Here is a 17,105-nt window from a genome sequence, read left to right as displayed (position 1 = left end):
TACACGTGAGCAAGTCTCTGCAAGCCATTCGTGGCATGAACGACATCCTGCCCGAGCAGACGCCCCTGTGGCGTTATTTCGAGGGCACCGTGGCGCGCCTGCTGGATAACTACGGTTACCGGCAGATCCGCATGCCGATCGTCGAGTTCACCGAGCTGTTCAAGCGCTCCATCGGTGAAGTGACCGACATCGTCGAAAAAGAGATGTACACCTTCGACGACCGCAACGGCGATTCCCTGACCCTGCGCCCCGAAGGCACGGCGGCCTGCGTGCGGGCGGTGCTCGAGCACGGCATCACCGGCGGCGGCCAGGTGCAGAAACTCTGGTACGTCGGGCCGATGTTCCGTCACGAGCGCCCGCAGAAAGGCCGTTACCGCCAGTTCCACCAGATCGGCCTCGAAGTGTTCAACCTCGACGGTCCGGACATCGACGCCGAGCTGATCGTCATGACCTGGCGCCTGTGGGGCGAGCTGGGGCTGCGTGACGCGGTCAAGCTCGAGCTCAACAGCCTGGGTACCAGCGAGTCCCGTGGCCGCTACCGTGAAGCGTTGGTGGAGTTTCTGTCCGCCCACCTCGACAAGCTGGACGAAGACAGCCAGCGCCGCCTGAAGACCAATCCTCTGCGCGTGCTCGACACCAAGAACGCCGAGACCCAAGCGATCCTGGTGGACGCGCCGAAAATGGCCGACTACCTCGACGACGAATCCCGTGCGCACTTCGAGGGGCTGAAGGCACGCCTCGACGCCGTGGGCATTCCCTACGTGATCAACCCCAAGTTGGTCCGTGGCCTGGATTACTACAGCAAGACCGTCTTCGAGTGGGTCACCGACAAGCTCGGCGCCCAAGGCACCGTCTGTGCCGGTGGCCGCTACGACGGGCTGGTGGAGCAGATGGGCGGCAAGCCGACCCCGGGCGTGGGCTTTGCCATGGGCATCGAGCGCCTGGTGCTGATGCTTGAGGCGCTGGATAAAGTGCCTGCAGAGCTGTCCCGTCAGGTCGACGTCTACCTGTGCGCCTTTGGCGAGGCCGCCGAACTGGCCGCCCTGGCCCTGAGCGAGCGGATCCGCGACCAGTTGCCCAACCTGCGCCTGCAGATCAACGCCGGCGCCGGCAGCTTCAAGAGCCAATTCAAGAAGGCCGACAAGAGCGGTGCGCTGTACGCACTGATCCTCGGTGACGACGAACTGGCCCAACAAGTGGTAGGTTTCAAACCCCTGCGTGGCCAGGGCGAACAACAAAGCATTGCCTGGGATGCGCTTGCTGCACACCTGGCCACCTGCGTCGTGCAGGGTTGAAGCTGTCAAACAGCCGATTTAGCGATTAAGGAGTATTGGGGTGTCGAGTACCGAAGATGAACAGCTGGCGGATTTGAAGGACTGGTGGACGCGCAACGGCAAGCCGCTGGTCACTGGCGGCCTGTTGGCGCTGGTCATCGTGTTCGGCTGGCAGGCCTACCAGAAATACCAGAGCAACCAGTCGCAAGGCGCCTCGGTGCTCTACCAGCAATTGCTGGAAACCACCCTGACCCCGGACGGCAAGCCTGACGCGGCCCGCGTGGCGGACCTGGCCGGCAAGCTGGACAAGGAATTCGGCGGCACTGCCTACGCCCAATACGGTCGCCTGTTCGTGGCCAAGGTGGCGGTTGACAGCGGCAAGCTGGACGACGCGGCCACCGAGCTGAAATCCATCGTCGACAAGCCGGTCAACCCGACCCTGGGCGAAGTGGCGCGTCAGCGCCTGGCGCAGGTGCTGGCGGCGCAGAACAAGGCCGAAGACGCCTTGAAGCTGCTCGACGGCGATGCCGACCAGGCGTTCCTGGCGACCCGCGAAGAACTCAAGGGCGACCTGCTGGTACAGCTGGGTCGTGCCGATGAGGCCCATGCGGCCTACCAAAAAGCCAAGGCTGCGCTGTCGGATGAAGCCGCGGTCGGTGGCCTGCAAATCAAGCTGGACGACCTGGCCAAAGGGGATGCGTGACGTGATTCGTTGGAAACATGCAGCATTGCTGGCCCTGGCCATTCTGGCCGCGGGTTGCAGCAGCAACAGCAAGAAAGAACTGCCGCCGGCCGAACTGACCGACTTCAAAGAAGAAGTCGTGCTGCAGAAGCAGTGGAGCCGTTCCATCGGCGATGGCCAGGGTGAAACCTACAACATGCTGGTGCCGGCCATCGACGGCGACACCATCTATGCAGGCGACGTCACCGGCGTGGTAATGGCGATGGACCGCACCAACGGCGACGTCAAATGGGAAAAGGACCTTGAACTGCCTGTTTCCGGCGCCGTTGGCGTGGGTTATGGCCTGGTCATGATCGGCACGCTCAAGGGTGAGATCGTCGCCCTGGACGCGAGCAGCGGTGAAGAGAAATGGCGCGCCCGCGTGACCAGCGAAGTGCTCGCACCGCCCGCCACCAACGGTGACGTGGTGGTGGTGCAGACCCAGGATGACCGTCTGATCGGCCTGGATGCCGCCACCGGCAACCAGCGCTGGTTGTACGACAGCACCCCGGCGGTACTGACCTTGCGTGGCACCAGTGCGCCGATCGTTACCAACCGCCTGGCGGTGGCTGGCTTGTCGACCGGTAAAGTGGTTGCCCTGGATATTTCCAACGGCGTGCCGGTCTGGGAACAGCGCGTAGCGATCCCGCAAGGTCGTTCGGAACTGGAGCGTGTGGTCGACATCGACGGCGGCTTGCTGCTGTCCGGCGGTACGCTGTATGTCGCCAGCTACCAGGGTCGCGTCGCGGCACTGGACCTGGAAAGCGGTCGTCCGCTGTGGCAGCGCGATGCGTCCAGCTACGCCGGTGTCGCCCAGGGCTTTGGCAGCGTCTACGTGAGCCTGTCCTCGGGTACCGTCGAAGGCGTTGACGAGCGTTCCACCACCGCATTGTGGAGCAACGACTCCCTGGCCCGTCGTCAACTGTCGGCCCCGGAAGTGTTCTCCAGCTACGTCGCAGTGGGTGACCTGGAAGGTTACCTGCACCTGCTCAGCCAGGTGGACGGTCGTTTCGTCGGCCGTGAGCGCATCGACAGCGACGGCCTGCGTGCCCGTCCGCTGGTGGTGGGCAACATGATCTATGTGTATGGCAACAGCGGCAAACTGGAAGCCCTGACCATCAAGTAAGACTATGCTTGGGTTAATTCCCAAGCGGCTTCATTCATGTGGGAGCGGGCTTGCTCGCGAAAGCGGTGGATCAGTTGACATCCATCTCATTGGGCCACCGCATTCGCGAGCAAGCCCGCTCCTACAGGTTGGCCCCGAGCACCAGCCGCTGCCTCGCAGCGGCTTTTGTATTTTCTGAAATAACGAAGTGGAGAGCCGCATGGTTCCCGTAATCGCCCTGGTGGGCCGACCGAACGTCGGCAAGTCCACCTTGTTCAACCGCCTGACCAGGACACGCGACGCCATTGTCGGCGACTTGTCCGGTCTGACCCGTGATCGCCAATACGGTGAGGCCAAGTGGCAAGGGCGTACCTATATTCTGGTCGACACCGGCGGCATCTCCGGTGATGAACACGGCATGGACGAAAAAATGGCCGAGCAGTCGCTGCTCGCCATCGAAGAAGCCGATGTGGTGCTGTTCCTGGTAGACGCCAAGGCTGGTTTTACCGCCGCCGACCAGATGATCGCCGAGCATTTGCGCAAGCGTAACAAGCGTTCCTACGTGGTCGCCAACAAGGTCGACAACATCGACCCGGACATGGCTCGCGCCGAGTTCGCCCCGTTGGGCATGGGCCAGGCGATCCCGATCGCCGGCGCCCACGGTCGCGGCATCACCCAGATGCTGGAAATCGCCCTGGAGAGTTTCCCCAAGGACGACGCCGAAGAGCCGGAAGACGGCGAAGAAGAGATCGTTGCCGAAGGCGAGGAAGCCAAGCGCATTCCGGGCCCGAGCGAAAAAGACGGGATCAAGATCGCCATCATTGGTCGCCCGAACGTAGGCAAGTCGACGCTGGTCAACCGCATGCTCGGCGAAGACCGGGTCATCGTCTACGATCAGCCCGGCACCACCCGTGACAGCATCTATATTCCCTTCGAACGTAACGAAGAGAAGTACACGCTGATCGACACCGCCGGTGTGCGCAAGCGCGGCAAGATCCACGAAGAAGTTGAAAAGTTCTCCGTGGTCAAGACGCTGCAGGCGATCAAAGACGCCAACGTGGTGATCTTCGTGATGGACGCCCGCGAGGGTGTGGTCGACCACGACTTGAACCTGCTGGGCTTCGCCCTGGAAGCCGGTCGTGCATTGGTCATCGCGATCAACAAGTGGGACGGCATGACGCCGAGCGAGCGCGACTTTGTGAAAGTCGAACTCCAGCGTCGGCTGTTCTTCGTCGACTTCGCCGACATCCACTTCATCTCGGCCTTGCACGGCACGGGCGTGGGCAACCTCTACGCTTCGGTGCAGAACTCGTTCAAGTCGGCGGTCACCCGCTGGCCGACCAACCGCCTGACCCAGATCCTCGAAGATGCGGTCGGCGAGCACGCGCCACCGATGGTCAACAACCGTCGGATCAAGCTGCGCTACGCCCACTTGGGCGGTGCCAACCCGCCGATTATCGTGATCCACGGTAACCAGATCGAGAAGGTGCCCAAGTCCTACGTTCGCTACTTGGAGAACACCTACCGTCGTGTCCTGAAGCTGGTCGGCACGCCGATCCGCATCGAGTTCAAGGGCGGCGAGAACCCGTACGAAGGCAACAAGAACACGCTCACCGACCGCCAGGTCAACAAGAAGCGCCGCTTGATGTCGCACCACAAGAAGGCCGACAAGAAGCGCCGCGACAAGCGCTGAATCAGGACCGCTTTTGTGGCGAGGGAGCTTGCTCCCGCTGGGCTGCGCAGCAGCCCCAAAGATGTACCTGCCACCGCAGTGCATCAGATGAAACACAGGGGCTGCTTCGCAGCCCAGCGGGAGCAAGCTCCCTCGCCACAGAGTTTTCCTGCGATTCGGTGACAAGAAAAGGGTGCCCTTGGCGGCACCCTTTTTCATGCCCGGCGATTGGGCTATCCTCGAGCTCTCCCGCGCCGCGCCAGAGCCGGGTGCAGAGCAGGGACCCTCCATGATCACCAGCAAGTTGCCGAACGTCGGCATCACGATTTTCACCCAGATGTCCCAGCTCGCCGCGCAGACGGGCGCGTTGAACCTGTCCCAGGGGTTTCCCGATTTCGATGGTCCGCAAGCCTTGCGCGACGCGGTCGGTCGGCACATCGCCCAAGGCCACAACCAATATTCACCCATGACCGGCCTGCCGGCGCTGCGCCAGCAGATCGCAGCGAAGATCGCCCGCAGCTACGGCGCCAGTGTCGATGCCGACCTGGAAGTCACCGTGACCCCTGGCGCGACCCAGGCGATTTTCTGCGCCATCGCGGCGGTGGTCCACAGCGGTGACGAAGTGATCGTCTTCGACCCCAGCTACGACAGTTACGAGCCCTCCGTGCAATTGGCCGGTGGGCGTTGCGTGCATGTGCCATTGGGCCTGGATGACTTCTCCATCGACTTCGAGAAGCTCGGCGAAGCCCTGAGCCCGCGCACGCGCATGATCATCCTCAACTCGCCGCACAACCCCAGCGGCGCCCTGATCAGCCGCGCCGAACTGGATCAATTGGCGGCGCTGATTCGCGACCGCGACATCTATCTGGTCAGCGACGAGGTTTATGAGCACTTGGTATTCGATGGCGTCGCCCATGCCAGTGTCCTGGCCCATGAAGAGCTGTACCGCCGCGCCTTCGTCGTCAGTTCGTTCGGCAAGACCTACCACGTCACCGGCTGGAAAACCGGCTACGTGGTGGCGCCAGCGGCGCTGACCGCGGAGCTGCGCAAGGTGCACCAGTACGTCAGCTTCTGCGGCGTGACGCCGTTGCAGTACGCCCTGGCTGACTTCATGGCCGAGCATCCGGAACACGTCGACGAACTGCCGGACTTCTACCAGGCCAAGCGTGACCTGTTCTGCGATCTGCTGGCCCCGTCGCGGTTCAGCTTCAAGCGCGTGACCGGCACGTATTTTCAACTGGTGGACTACTCTCGGATTCGCCCGGACCTGAATGACGTCGACATGGCGCTGTGGATGACCCGCGAACACGGCGTGGCGACCATTCCGATCTCGGTCTTCTACCAGGACCCACCGCAAGGCCAGCGCCTGGTGCGCCTGTGCTTTGCCAAACGCGAGGAGACGCTGCGCGAAGCGGCGGAAAAACTATGCGTGATTTGAGCGCGTTGCCGGACCTCGACATTGCCCTGGTCCAGACCACCTTGGCCTGGCATGACCGCGAGGCCAACCTGGAGCATTTCGAAGCGCTGCTCGAACAGGCGCGCGGGGCTGACCTGATCATCCTCCCGGAAATGTTCACCACCGGTTTCTCCATGGAATCCGAGACCCTGGCGGAGCCTGAACACGGGCCCACCAGCCGTTGGCTCAAGGACCAGGCGGCGAAACTGGACGCGGTGATCACCGGTAGCGTGATCATCCAGGCCGGCGACGGCAGCCATCGCAATCGCTTGCTGTGGGCGCGGCCGGACGGTGAAGTGCTGCATTACGACAAGCGCCATCTGTTCCGCATGGCCGGCGAGCATAACCACTACACACCGGGTGACCAACAGGTGCTGTTCGAACTCCAGGGTTGGCGGATCCGGCCGTTGATCTGCTACGACCTGCGCTTCCCGGCGTGGAGCCGTGATGCCGAGGACACTGACCTGCTGTTGTACACCGCCAACTGGCCCGGGGCGCGGCGTCAGCACTGGAATCGGCTGCTGCCGGCCCGGGCGATCGAAAACCTGTGCTACGTGGCGGCGGTCAACCGTGTGGGTACCGATGGCAAGGGCTTCGCCTACACCGGGGACAGCCAGGTACTGGATTTCCAGGGGGAGAGCTTGCTCAGCGCTGGCGAAGCTGATGGCGTGTTCAGGGTGTGTTTGAAGGCGGCGGATCTGGCAGCGTATCGCACGCGGTTTCCGGCGAACCTGGATGCTGACCGCTTCGAATTCATTTATTGAAACGATTCAGCCTCAAGGAACGCTGTCGGGTGCCGATAACGGGTCAGCCAAGGAGGAGTCCCTATGACCAGTATCAGCGCAACGACCGTTAACCCTTATCCATTGTCGGCCCCAAAGGTCTCCATCCGCGAGGCTGAAGAAGAGAAAGCAGTCAGTCCAGTGGCCCCGACTGACAGCAGCGAAGACAAGGACAAGAAACTCGCAGTCGACACCAGCGGCGCGAATATCGCTGGTGCGGGTGGCAGCAGCGGCACCGGCGATGTCATCGAGCAACTGAAGAAGCAGATCGAACAGACCGAGAAGTTGCTCGCCGAACAGCAAGCCCAGCTAGCCCGGGTGCAAAAAAGCCGGGCCGATGAGGAGCAGAAAGCCCAGGAAACCATGGCGATCCAGACCCAGATCATGGCGACCCAGGCGACTTTGCAAACCTTGCAGGCCGCGCTGTTGCAGGCGATGACTATTTCGATCGATACCCATGCCTGATATCTCGGCCGTCTGAGAGGGCTCCTTCGCGAGCAAGCCCGCTCCCACAGTGGAACTGCGGCGGACGCAGACTCTGTGCTTGGCAGAAACCTCCTGTGGGAGCGGGCTTGCTCGCGAAGGGGCCGGAACAGCCAACCCAACACCAAGCCAAACAAAAAAGGCCCCAGGGTTCACACCCCGGGGCCTTTTTGATTTTCAGCGACCGATCAAGCCGCCTTGGCCTCTGGCTGGCTCAGCGAACGGTTCAGCGCACTGAACAGCGCCTTGAAGCTCGCGGTGGTGATGTTCTCATCGATACCCACACCATGCACCGCGCGCTCGCCGTTGACTCGCAGTTCGATGTACGCCGCGGCCTTGGCGTTGGTGCCGGCGCCGATGGCGTGTTCGTTGTAGTCCATGATCTCCACCGGAATTGGCAGGCCAGCCACCAGTGCTTCCAGGGCGCCGTTGCCTCGGCCGCGCCAGTGCAGGTTGGTCTCGCCCTGGCCCTTGCTCGCCACTTCCACTTCCACGGCGCTGTTGCCGTTTTCTTCCTGCAGGCGATGGCTGACCAGCGCGTACGGGGTGTTGGCTTGCAGGTATTCACGCTGCAGCAGGGCGTGGATCTGCTGGGCGGTCATTTCCAGGCCCAGGCGATCGGTTTCGCGCTGCACCACCTGGCTGAACTCGATCTGCATGCGACGGGGCAGGCTGATGCCGTATTCCTGCTCCAGCAGGTAGGCGATGCCGCCCTTGCCCGACTGGCTGTTCACACGAATCACTGCCTCGTAGCTGCGACCGATGTCGGCCGGGTCGATTGGCAGGTACGGCACTTCCCACAGGGTGTCCGATTTCTGCTGGGCAAAACCTTTGCGGATCGCATCCTGGTGCGAGCCCGAGAACGCGGTGTGAACCAGGTCGCCGACGTACGGATGACGCGGGTGCACCGGGATCTGGTTGCATTCCTCGACCACTTTGCGCACGCCGTCGATGTCGGAGAAGTCCAGCTCAGGGTTGATGCCCTGGGTGTAGAGGTTCAGCGCCACGGTTACCAGGTCGACGTTGCCGGTGCGTTCGCCGTTGCCGAACAGGCAGCCTTCGACACGGTCGGCGCCGGCCATCAGGCCCAGCTCGGTAGCGGCCACGCCGGTGCCACGGTCGTTGTGGGTGTGCAGGCTGATGAGCACGCTGTCACGACGGGTGATGTTGCGGTGGAACCACTCGATCTGGTCGGCGTAGATGTTCGGGGTGGCGACTTCCACGGTGGCCGGCAGGTTGAGGATCACCTTGCGCGCCGGGGTCGGGTTCCACACTTCGATCACGGCGTCGCAGACTTCCTTGGCGAATTCCAGCTCGGTGGCGCTGAAGGTCTCTGGCGAATACTCGAACTGCCACTGGGTTTCCGGCTGCTGGGCGGCGTATTTGACGAACAGCTTGGCCGCGTTCACCGCGATTTCCTTCACGCCTTCCTTGTCCTGGTTGAACACGATACGGCGGAACGACGGGCAGGTGGCGTTGTACAGGTGGACGATGGCTTTTTTCGCGCCACGCAGGGATTCGAACGTGCGGGCGATCAGGTCTTCACGGGCCTGGGTCAGCACCTGGATGGTGGTGTCGTCCGGGATGTGGCCTTCCTCGATGAGGGTGCGCACGAAATCGAAGTCGGTCTGCGAGGCGGCCGGGAACGACGCTTCGATTTCCTTCACGCCCACCGCGACCAGGGTTTTCCAGAAGCGTAGCTTCTTGACCGCGTCCATCGGCTCGATCAGCGACTGGTTGCCGTCGCGCAGGTCGGAGCTGCACCAGATCGGCGCGGCGGTGATGGTCTTCGACGGCCAGGTGCGATCCGGCAGGTTGATGGTCGGGAAGGCGCGGTATTTCGAAGACGGGTCTTTGAGCATGCTCATGGGCGGAATCCTTATTGTCGTGGCCGGAAAAAGGCGGCCTGCCGGTGGTTCGAATGGGGGTGGCTCTACAGCCGGGACGAGGTGCCGCGATTCAGCCCGGCAGTCGTGCGCTGACGAGGCACAGGCTGCGGTGCTGGCGAAGCTGGATGAGGGTGTGAGAGGTTTTCATGCCTTCAACCCTAACCGCGTGGACGGGGGGTTGCAAGCAGTCGGGGAAAATTGGGAGAAGTTCTGTTTTTAGGTGGGTTTGCGAGATTTAATCGCGTGACGCTGAGGTAGTTGTAATTTTATTGCGTCGATGTTTCTCGCTTGGCAATCCATGATGATGGACTGCGATGCGGCTGACGCTTTCGCGAGCAAGCCCGCTCCCACAGGGGAATGTGGATGATTTCAGAATCAACGCTGTACCTGTGGGAGCGGGCTTGCTCGCGAAGAGGCCAGTAGCCTCACCGCAAACACTCAGGGTTGGAAAGCCCCGATAAAAATCGCCGGATCCACCCGCGCATCATTCAAGCTGATGTTCCAGTGCATATGCGGCCCCGTCGCCCGGCCGGTGGCGCCGACCTTGCCCACCACGGTGCCCCGGGCCAGTTGCTGGCCGACCTTCACGTCAATCTTCGACATGTGGCAGAACATGCTGATGAAGCCTTGGCCATGGTCGACGAATACGGTGTTGCCATTGAAGAAGTAATTGCCGGTGAGGATCACCTTGCCGGCGGCCGGGGTCTTGATCGGCGTGCCGGCGGGCACGGCGAAGTCCAGCCCGGCGTGGGGGTTGCGCTCTTCGCCGTTGAAGAAACGGCGTACGCCGAACTTGCTCGACAGCGGGCCGTTGACCGGTTTGTCCAGCAACAAGTTGCTGGGGATGTTCGGGCTGAAGCTGCGATAGGCCTTCAGTTGCACCGCCAGCTCGGCGTCGATGCGCTTGAGATCCGCCGGGTTCGGATTGACCTGGCGCTTGTTCTTCAGGGTGATGTGCTGCTCGGGGTACTTCTTGTAGCCGACCACGAAGGGCTGGGTAGTGCCGGCGCTGCTGATCTGCTGGGTGCCGGGCTGGACCGTCAGCGGAATGCCGACAATCGCCAGCCAGTTCTGTTGTTCCTTGACCACCAGCACCGGTTTGCCCTGGTAAGTGGCTTTGGGTGCCTGGGCCGCGCTGCCCAGGTCCACCACGGCCACACCGCCGGGCACCGGCTTGTTCAGCAAGCGGGTGATGTAACTGTCGGCGTGGGCGTTGACGGTCAGGCATAGCAAGAGCAAGGGGGCGAGATATCGCGGCATGAATCAATCCAGTAAAGAAAGGGTGACCGGCGTCAGGTGATTGTCCTCGACCCGCACCAGCAGTTCGCCTTCGCCGAGCTTGGCGGTCAGGCGCTGGCCAGTCTGGGTTTGCCCGGCGCTGCGGATCGCATGGCCGCGCTCGTCGAGCAAAATGCTGTAGCCGCGACCGAGGGTCGCCAGGGGGCTGACGATGTGCAGCGTCTGCATCTGGTTGTGCAATTGCACGCGTCGCGTCTTGAGCCCTTCGCGCATGGCCCGGGGCAGGCGTTCGGCGAGGCTGTCCAGGCGCTGGCGCAACATTGCCAGTTGGCGGCCCGGATGCTGCCCGGCCAGGCGGGTTTCCAGGCGGATCAGTCGTTCGCGGCGAGTATTGAGGCTGCGTTCGAAGGCCCGGCGCATGCGCATGTCCAGGTCGTCGAGGCGTTGGGCCTGCTGGCGCAGGCGTTCACCGGGATGGCGCAGGCGTCGGGTAAGGCCTTCGAGGCGCAGTTGATCGCGCATCAGCCGGTCGCGCATGCGCATCACCAGCCGGCGATGCAGGCTTTCGACCCGGCGTACCAGGTCGCCGGCATCCGGCGCCAGCAGTTCGGCGGCGGCAGAAGGGGTCGGGGCGCGGACGTCGGCGACGAAGTCACTGATGGACACATCGGTTTCATGGCCGACAGCGCTGACGATCGGTGTGACGCAGGCGTCCACCGCCCGGGCCACGGCTTCTTCGTTGAAGCACCACAAGTCTTCCAGCGAACCGCCGCCCCGGGCCAGGATCAGCGCATCGAAACCGCGGGCATCGGCCAGTTTCAGGGCGCGGACGATTTGCGCGGTGGCTTCGCGGCCTTGCACGGCGGTAGGAATCAAGGTCAGGGATATCTGCGGCGCGCGGCGGCGGAACACGCTGATGATGTCGCGGATCACCGCGCCGGTGGGCGAGCTGATGATGCCGATGCGTTGCGGATGGGCTGGCAGCGGCACCTTGCGCTCGGCGCTGAACAGGCCTTCGGCGCTGAGCTTTTCCTTCAGTGCATCGAAAGCCAGGCGCAGGGCGCCATCGCCGGCCGGCTCCACGGTGTCGAGGATCAGTTGATAGTCGCCACGGCCCTCGAACAGCGAAACCTTGCCGCGCACCTTCACCGCCAAGCCGTCTTTCAGAGCCTGGCGCACCCGTGCGGCGTTCTGTCGGAACAGCGCGCAACGCACCTGGGCGCCGCTGTCCTTGAGAGTGAAGTACACGTGTCCGGAGGCGGGGCGGGCGAGGTTGGAGATCTCGCCCTCGACCCAGATGTTGCTGAACACGTCTTCGAGCAACACCCGCGCGCGGCCGTTGAGCTGGCTGACAGTCAGGACTTCGCGGTCCAGGCCCAGTCGGGCAAAGGGATCTTTAATCATGGGCGGCATGATAAGGGCATTCGCAGGGGAATCTCCATGTGTGCAAGGCAATTAGACTGAGTCGCCCCCTTCGCGAGCAAGCCCGCTCCCACAGGTACAACATCAATCTTCAGATCACTGGTATCCCCTGTGGGAGCGGGCTTGCTCGCGAAGGCGATAGGTCTGTCGCCATAAGTGCTGGATGTAACCCCCAGCATCTGGCTAAAGTCCCCGCTCTCCTCATCAAGGAAGTGCCGGATGAATCTTCTCCCATGGTTGGGCCAGTGGGCATTTGCCCCGATGGAATGGCTGGTGATCGCCTCGGCCATTGTCCTGGCCTACATCGTGTTCGGCATCGCCGGGTTTGGCACGGCGCTGGTGGCGGCGCCGATCCTGCTGTTGTTCATGCCCCTGTCGAAAATCGTCCCGCTGCTGGTCTTGCTCGATTTTGTCGCGGCCTTCGGCAACCTGTTGCCCTCGCGCCGTGACGTCTCCCGGCCGGAACTGCTGCGCTTGCTGCCGTGCATGGCGCTGGGCTGCACCCTGGGGGTAATTTTCCTGCTCAACCTCAAGTCCGACGTGTTGCTGTTGTTGATGGGGTTGTTCATCTGCGCTTATGCCATCTACAGCCTGTTGATAAAGACCCGGCCGACGCAGCTGTCTTCGCTGTGGGCGTTTCCGATGGGCACGGTGGGCGGGATGTTCGGGGCGTTGTTTGGCAGTGGCGGCTTTTTGTATGCCATCTACCTGAACAGTCGCCTGCCCAAGGACCCGGCCCGTGCCACGCAAAGTGCCTTGATCAGTTGCAGCACCGTGGTGCGCTTGAGCCTGTTTATCATCGCCGGGGTGTATGCCGAGCTACCCTTGTTGGTACTGGCGCTGTGTTTGTTGCCGGCCATGGCGCTGGGGTTGTGGGTGGGGCGTCGTCTGACCATGAAAATGTCCCGAGAGGCCTTCGTGCGCCTGGTCACTTGGTTGGTGCTCGCCAGTGGCCTCGCGTTGATCGGGCGTTACCTGAGTGCTTGACCTGGCCCAGCCAGGGATTAAGCTGCCGGCCCTTTATAAGAACCGCCAGGGAAACCGCCAGGCCTCGCCATGAATTCGCAAAGCATTATCGTCCCGAAAATTTCCACCCTGCCGGTCCACGAGCCTCGGGCCCGGGCAATCGTGCGTTGGCTGGTGCGCAAGAATATCGTCGAAGAACAACTGACCACCTGCGGGCGTACCGGCAATCGCATGGCCCACGCCATCGCCCCCGGTGCCCGAGACGTGGTGCTGCATCCCGACGCACTGCCGTTCGGCGAGCCGGTCAATGGCCTGGAGGTCATCACCAAGCGCTGCATCTATACGCCGGCCAAGGGCTTTCTTGAAGAAGCCGGTTGCGCCGAGTGTCGCCGGGAGATTGGCGAAGCGCTGTTCGAAAGCCTGGAAGATTGGATGCCAGGGCGCACCGACAACTTCACCTGTCCCGAGTGCGGTCATGAAGATGACATCAATGGCTTCCTGTTCCTGCAGCCGTGCGGCTTTTCCAACCTGGGGTTCATCTTCAATAACTGGCTGGAGGCGGGATTCAAGCAGGAGTTCATCGATGAATTCGCCGATTGGCTCGATCAGCCGGTGAGTTGGGTGAAGGTGGAGTTGTAGCGAGGACACCCAAACGCTGTGGCCAGGAACACACAGCCCTTGTGGAATGGAATACAAACCCTGTGGCGAGGGAGCTTGCTCCCGCTGGGCTGCGAAGCGGCCCCGGCTTTTGGCGGTTGCTGCGCAACCGAGCGGGAGCAAGCTCCCTCGCCACAGGGGCCACCATTTCCCCACTCTCTGTGTTTGGTTGAAGGCGGTGGTTTTAGCCCGTCAATCACCCCGCCAATAATAGACAGAGTTTTACATTGAGCCAGACGGGGTGCATGAGTATAATGGCGCGCTTCCATTTTCCCGCTCGGGAGCCCCCGCGATGCTGCGTATCAGCCAAGAAGCTCTGACCTTCGATGACATTCTCCTAGTGCCCGGTTATTCCGAGGTACTGCCTAACGAAGTCAGTCTCAAAACCCGTCTCACCCGTGGCATCGAACTGAATATCCCCCTGGTTTCCGCTGCCATGGACACCGTGACCGAAGCCCGTCTGGCCATTGCCATGGCCCAGGAAGGCGGTATCGGTATCATCCACAAGAACATGACCATCGAACAGCAGGCCGCCGAAGTGCGCAAGGTCAAGCGGTTCGAGGCTGGCGTGGTCAAGGATCCGATCACCATCGAGGCTGACGCCACGGTCCGGGATCTGTTCGAACTGACCCGCATGCACAACATCTCCGGCGTTCCGGTGCTGCACGATGGCGACCTGGTCGGCATCGTCACCTCCCGCGACGTGCGTTTCGAGAACCGCCTGGATGCTTCCGTCCGCCAAGTGATGACGCCTAAAGAGCGCCTGGTCACGGTCAAGGAAGGCACCAGCAAGGACGACGTCCGTGAATTGCTGCACAAGCACCGCATCGAGCGCGTGCTGATCGTCGATGACAAATTTGCCCTCAAGGGCATGATGACCGTCAACGACATCGAAAAAGCCAAGGCCTACCCGCTGGCGAGCAAGGACGACCAAGGTCGTCTGCGCGTCGGCGCCGCCGTCGGCACCGGCAAGGACACCGGTGACCGCGTCGCCGCCCTGGTCAATGCCGGCGTTGACGTGGTGGTGGTCGACACCGCCCACGGTCACTCCAAAGGCGTGATCGACCGCGTTCGCTGGGTCAAGCAGAACTTCCCTGACGTGCAGGTGATCGGCGGCAACATCGCCACCGGCGCAGCCGCCAAGGCCCTGGCCGACGCCGGTGCCGACGCGGTCAAGGTCGGTATCGGCCCTGGCTCGATCTGCACCACCCGTATCGTTGCTGGTGTCGGCGTGCCGCAGATCAGCGCCATCGCCAACGTCGCCGCCGCCCTTGAAGGCACCGGCGTGCCGTTGATCGCCGACGGCGGTATCCGTTTCTCCGGTGACCTGTCCAAGGCCATCGTTGCCGGTGCCTACTGCGTGATGATGGGTTCGATGTTCGCCGGTACCGAAGAAGCGCCGGGCGAGATCGAGCTGTTCCAGGGCCGTAGCTACAAGGCTTATCGCGGCATGGGTTCGCTGGGCGCCATGTCCCAGGCCCAGGGCTCTTCCGACCGTTACTTCCAGGACTCCTCCGCGGGTGCCGAGAAGCTGGTGCCGGAAGGTATCGAAGGTCGCGTGCCATACAAGGGCACCCTGAGCGCCATCATCCATCAACTGATGGGCGGCCTGCGTTCCTCCATGGGCTATACCGGCAGCGCTGACATCGAAGAGATGCGCACCAAGCCGGAATTCGTGCGCATCACCGGCGCCGGCATGGCCGAGTCCCACGTGCACGACGTGCAGATCACCAAGGAAGCGCCGAACTACCGTGTAGGTTAAGGCTTCCAGCAAAACGTTAATCACCGGGGCTGTTCATTCAGCCCCGAGTTGTTTCTGATTCACTACATGAGAATGAGTCATGGCCCTCGACATTCACGCTCACCGCATCCTGATCCTCGACTTCGGTTCCCAGTACACCCAACTGATCGCCCGCCGCGTGCGTGAGATCGGCGTGTACTGCGAACTGCATCCGTTCGACATGGATGACGAAGCGATTCGCGAATTCGCTCCGAAAGGCGTCATCCTCGCCGGCGGCCCCGAGTCCGTGCACGAAGCCGACAGCCCGCGCTGCCCGCAAGCCGTGTTCGACCTGGGCGTGCCGGTCTTCGGTATCTGCTACGGCATGCAGACCATGGCTGAGCAGCTAGGCGGCAAGGTCGAAGGTTCGGACCTGCGTGAGTTCGGTTACGCCCGCGTCGACGTGGTCGGCAAGAGCCGCCTGTTGGACGGTATCGAGGACCACGTCGACGCCGATGGCCTGTTCGGCCTGGACGTGTGGATGAGCCACGGTGACAAGGTCACCAAGATGCCGGAAGACTTCCACATCCTGGCCAGCACCCCGAGCTGCCCGATTGCCGGCATGTTCAACGATGACCGCCGCTACTACGGCGTGCAGTTCCACCCTGAAGTGACCCACACCAAGCAGGGCGGCCGGATCCTGTCGCGCTTTATCCTCGACATCTGCGGGTGCGAAGCCCTGTGGACCCCGTCGAAGATCGCTGAAGACGCCATCGCCCAGGTCCGCGCCCAGGTCGGCACCGACAACGTGCTGCTGGGCCTGTCCGGCGGTGTGGACTCCTCGGTGGTTGCCGCGCTGCTGCACAAGGCCATCGGTGACCAGCTGACCTGCGTCTTCGTCGACAACGGCCTGCTGCGCCTGCACGAAGGCGAGCAAGTGATGGCCATGTTCGCCGAGAACATGGGCGTCAAGGTGATCCGCGCCAACGCCGAAGAGCAGTTTCTGAACAACCTGGCCGGCGAGTCCGACCCGGAGAAGAAACGCAAGATCATCGGCCGCACCTTCATCGACGTGTTCGATGCCGAATCCTGCAAGCTGGACAACATCAAGTACCTGGCCCAGGGCACCATCTACCCCGACGTGATCGAGTCGGCCGGCGCCAAGAGCGGCAAGGCCCACGTGATCAAGTCCCACCACAACGTCGGTGGCCTGCCGGAAGAGATGAACCTCAAGCTGGTCGAGCCGCTGCGCGAACTGTTCAAGGACGAAGTGCGTCGCCTCGGCCTGGAACTGGGCCTACCGTACGACATGGTCTACCGCCACCCATTCCCGGGCCCGGGCCTGGGCGTGCGGATCCTCGGTGAAGTGAAGAAGGAATACGCCGACCTGCTGCGTCGCGCCGACCACATCTTCATCGAAGAACTGCGCAAGGCCGACTGGTACCACAAGGTCAGCCAGGCGTTCGTGGTGTTCCAGCCGGTGAAATCCGTGGGCGTGGTCGGCGATGGCCGTCGTTACGCCTGGGTCGTGGCCCTGCGCGCCGTGGAAACCATCGACTTCATGACCGCGCGCTGGGCTCACCTGCCGTACGAGCTGCTGGAGACTGTCTCCGGGCGGATCATCAATGAAATCGAAGGCATTTCTCGCGTGACGTATGACGTGTCGAGCAAGCCGCCGGCGACGATTGAGTGGGAGTGATGGGGCGTCCGGCGCTGACC

14 protein-coding genes are annotated in these 17,105 nt (G+C 62.6%); 11 read left to right on the top strand and 3 right to left on the bottom strand.

Features of this window, described 5'->3' with window-relative positions; all coding sequences use genetic code 11:
* The first annotated feature begins 5 nt into the window (after positions 1 to 5).
* From hisS to HU767_RS16495, 7 genes are all read left to right on the top strand, one after another.
* A complete protein-coding gene (gene hisS / locus HU767_RS16525) occupies positions 6 to 1,295 on the top strand; it encodes a histidine--tRNA ligase (RefSeq protein ID WP_186730003.1) in 1,290 nt (429 codons plus the stop codon).
* Between the two features lie 40 nt (positions 1,296 to 1,335).
* Positions 1,336 to 1,977 carry a tetratricopeptide repeat protein gene (locus HU767_RS16520; RefSeq protein WP_186730002.1) on the top strand — a complete coding sequence of 214 codons (642 nt, stop codon included), beginning with the start codon at positions 1,336 to 1,338 and terminating at the stop codon, positions 1,975 to 1,977.
* Entirely contained in the window at positions 1,970 to 3,121 is a 1,152-nt protein-coding gene (gene bamB, locus HU767_RS16515; protein WP_053118636.1) for an outer membrane protein assembly factor BamB, read from the top strand. Before HU767_RS16520 ends, bamB begins: the two co-directional genes overlap by 8 nt.
* Positions 3,122 to 3,320: 199 nt before the next feature.
* Entirely contained in the window at positions 3,321 to 4,793 is a 1,473-nt protein-coding gene (der, locus tag HU767_RS16510; protein WP_003185121.1) for a ribosome biogenesis GTPase Der, read from the top strand.
* Between the two features lie 268 nt (positions 4,794 to 5,061).
* Complete coding sequence (locus HU767_RS16505; RefSeq protein WP_186730001.1) at positions 5,062 to 6,210, top strand: pyridoxal phosphate-dependent aminotransferase; 1,149 nt, start codon at positions 5,062 to 5,064, stop codon at positions 6,208 to 6,210.
* Positions 6,198 to 6,992, top strand: a complete 795-nt coding sequence (locus HU767_RS16500) for an amidohydrolase (protein ID WP_186730000.1) — start codon at positions 6,198 to 6,200, stop codon at positions 6,990 to 6,992. The genes HU767_RS16505 and HU767_RS16500 overlap by 13 nt, the downstream gene beginning before the upstream one ends.
* A 63-nt stretch (positions 6,993 to 7,055) precedes the next feature.
* Positions 7,056 to 7,475, top strand: coding sequence for a hypothetical protein (locus HU767_RS16495; protein WP_186729999.1), 420 nt, complete (start codon positions 7,056 to 7,058; stop codon positions 7,473 to 7,475).
* Positions 7,476 to 7,681: 206 nt separating this feature from the next.
* Here the strand turns inward: HU767_RS16495 and leuA are convergent, their stop codons facing one another.
* The 3 genes from leuA to xseA form a co-directional block, all read right to left on the bottom strand.
* Positions 7,682 to 9,361, bottom strand: a complete 1,680-nt coding sequence (gene leuA, locus HU767_RS16490; RefSeq protein ID WP_186705408.1) for a 2-isopropylmalate synthase — start codon at positions 9,359 to 9,361, stop codon at positions 7,682 to 7,684.
* 459 nt (positions 9,362 to 9,820) lie between these two features.
* On the bottom strand, positions 9,821 to 10,642 hold the full coding sequence (locus tag HU767_RS16485) for a peptidoglycan DD-metalloendopeptidase family protein (protein ID WP_186729998.1): 822 nt from the start codon (positions 10,640 to 10,642) through the stop codon (positions 9,821 to 9,823).
* Positions 10,643 to 10,645: 3 nt separating this feature from the next.
* Complete coding sequence (xseA, locus tag HU767_RS16480; protein WP_030139579.1) at positions 10,646 to 12,025, bottom strand: exodeoxyribonuclease VII large subunit; 1,380 nt, start codon at positions 12,023 to 12,025, stop codon at positions 10,646 to 10,648.
* Between the two features lie 237 nt (positions 12,026 to 12,262).
* Between xseA and HU767_RS16475 the strand changes: the two genes are divergently transcribed.
* The 4 genes from HU767_RS16475 (at position 12,263) to guaA (ending at position 17,085) form a co-directional block, all read left to right on the top strand.
* Positions 12,263 to 13,030, top strand: a complete 768-nt coding sequence (locus tag HU767_RS16475; RefSeq protein ID WP_186705411.1) for a sulfite exporter TauE/SafE family protein — start codon at positions 12,263 to 12,265, stop codon at positions 13,028 to 13,030.
* 69 nt (positions 13,031 to 13,099) lie between these two features.
* On the top strand, positions 13,100 to 13,648 hold the full coding sequence (locus HU767_RS16470) for a sugar ABC transporter ATPase (protein ID WP_186729997.1): 549 nt from the start codon (positions 13,100 to 13,102) through the stop codon (positions 13,646 to 13,648).
* A gap of 310 nt (positions 13,649 to 13,958) precedes the next feature.
* Positions 13,959 to 15,428 carry an IMP dehydrogenase gene (gene guaB, locus HU767_RS16465; protein WP_186705413.1) on the top strand — a complete coding sequence of 490 codons (1,470 nt, stop codon included), beginning with the start codon at positions 13,959 to 13,961 and terminating at the stop codon, positions 15,426 to 15,428.
* A 79-nt stretch (positions 15,429 to 15,507) separates the two neighbouring features.
* Positions 15,508 to 17,085, top strand: a complete 1,578-nt coding sequence (gene guaA / locus HU767_RS16460; RefSeq protein WP_045155136.1) for a glutamine-hydrolyzing GMP synthase — start codon at positions 15,508 to 15,510, stop codon at positions 17,083 to 17,085.
* The last annotated feature ends 20 nt before the right edge of the window (positions 17,086 to 17,105 follow it).

This window comes from Pseudomonas sp. SWRI179 (genome assembly GCF_014268705.1).
GTDB lineage: Bacteria > Pseudomonadota > Gammaproteobacteria > Pseudomonadales > Pseudomonadaceae > Aquipseudomonas > Aquipseudomonas zanjanensis.
The sequence above is the reverse complement of the archived record's forward strand: the minus strand, read 5'-3'. Positions and strand labels throughout refer to the sequence as shown.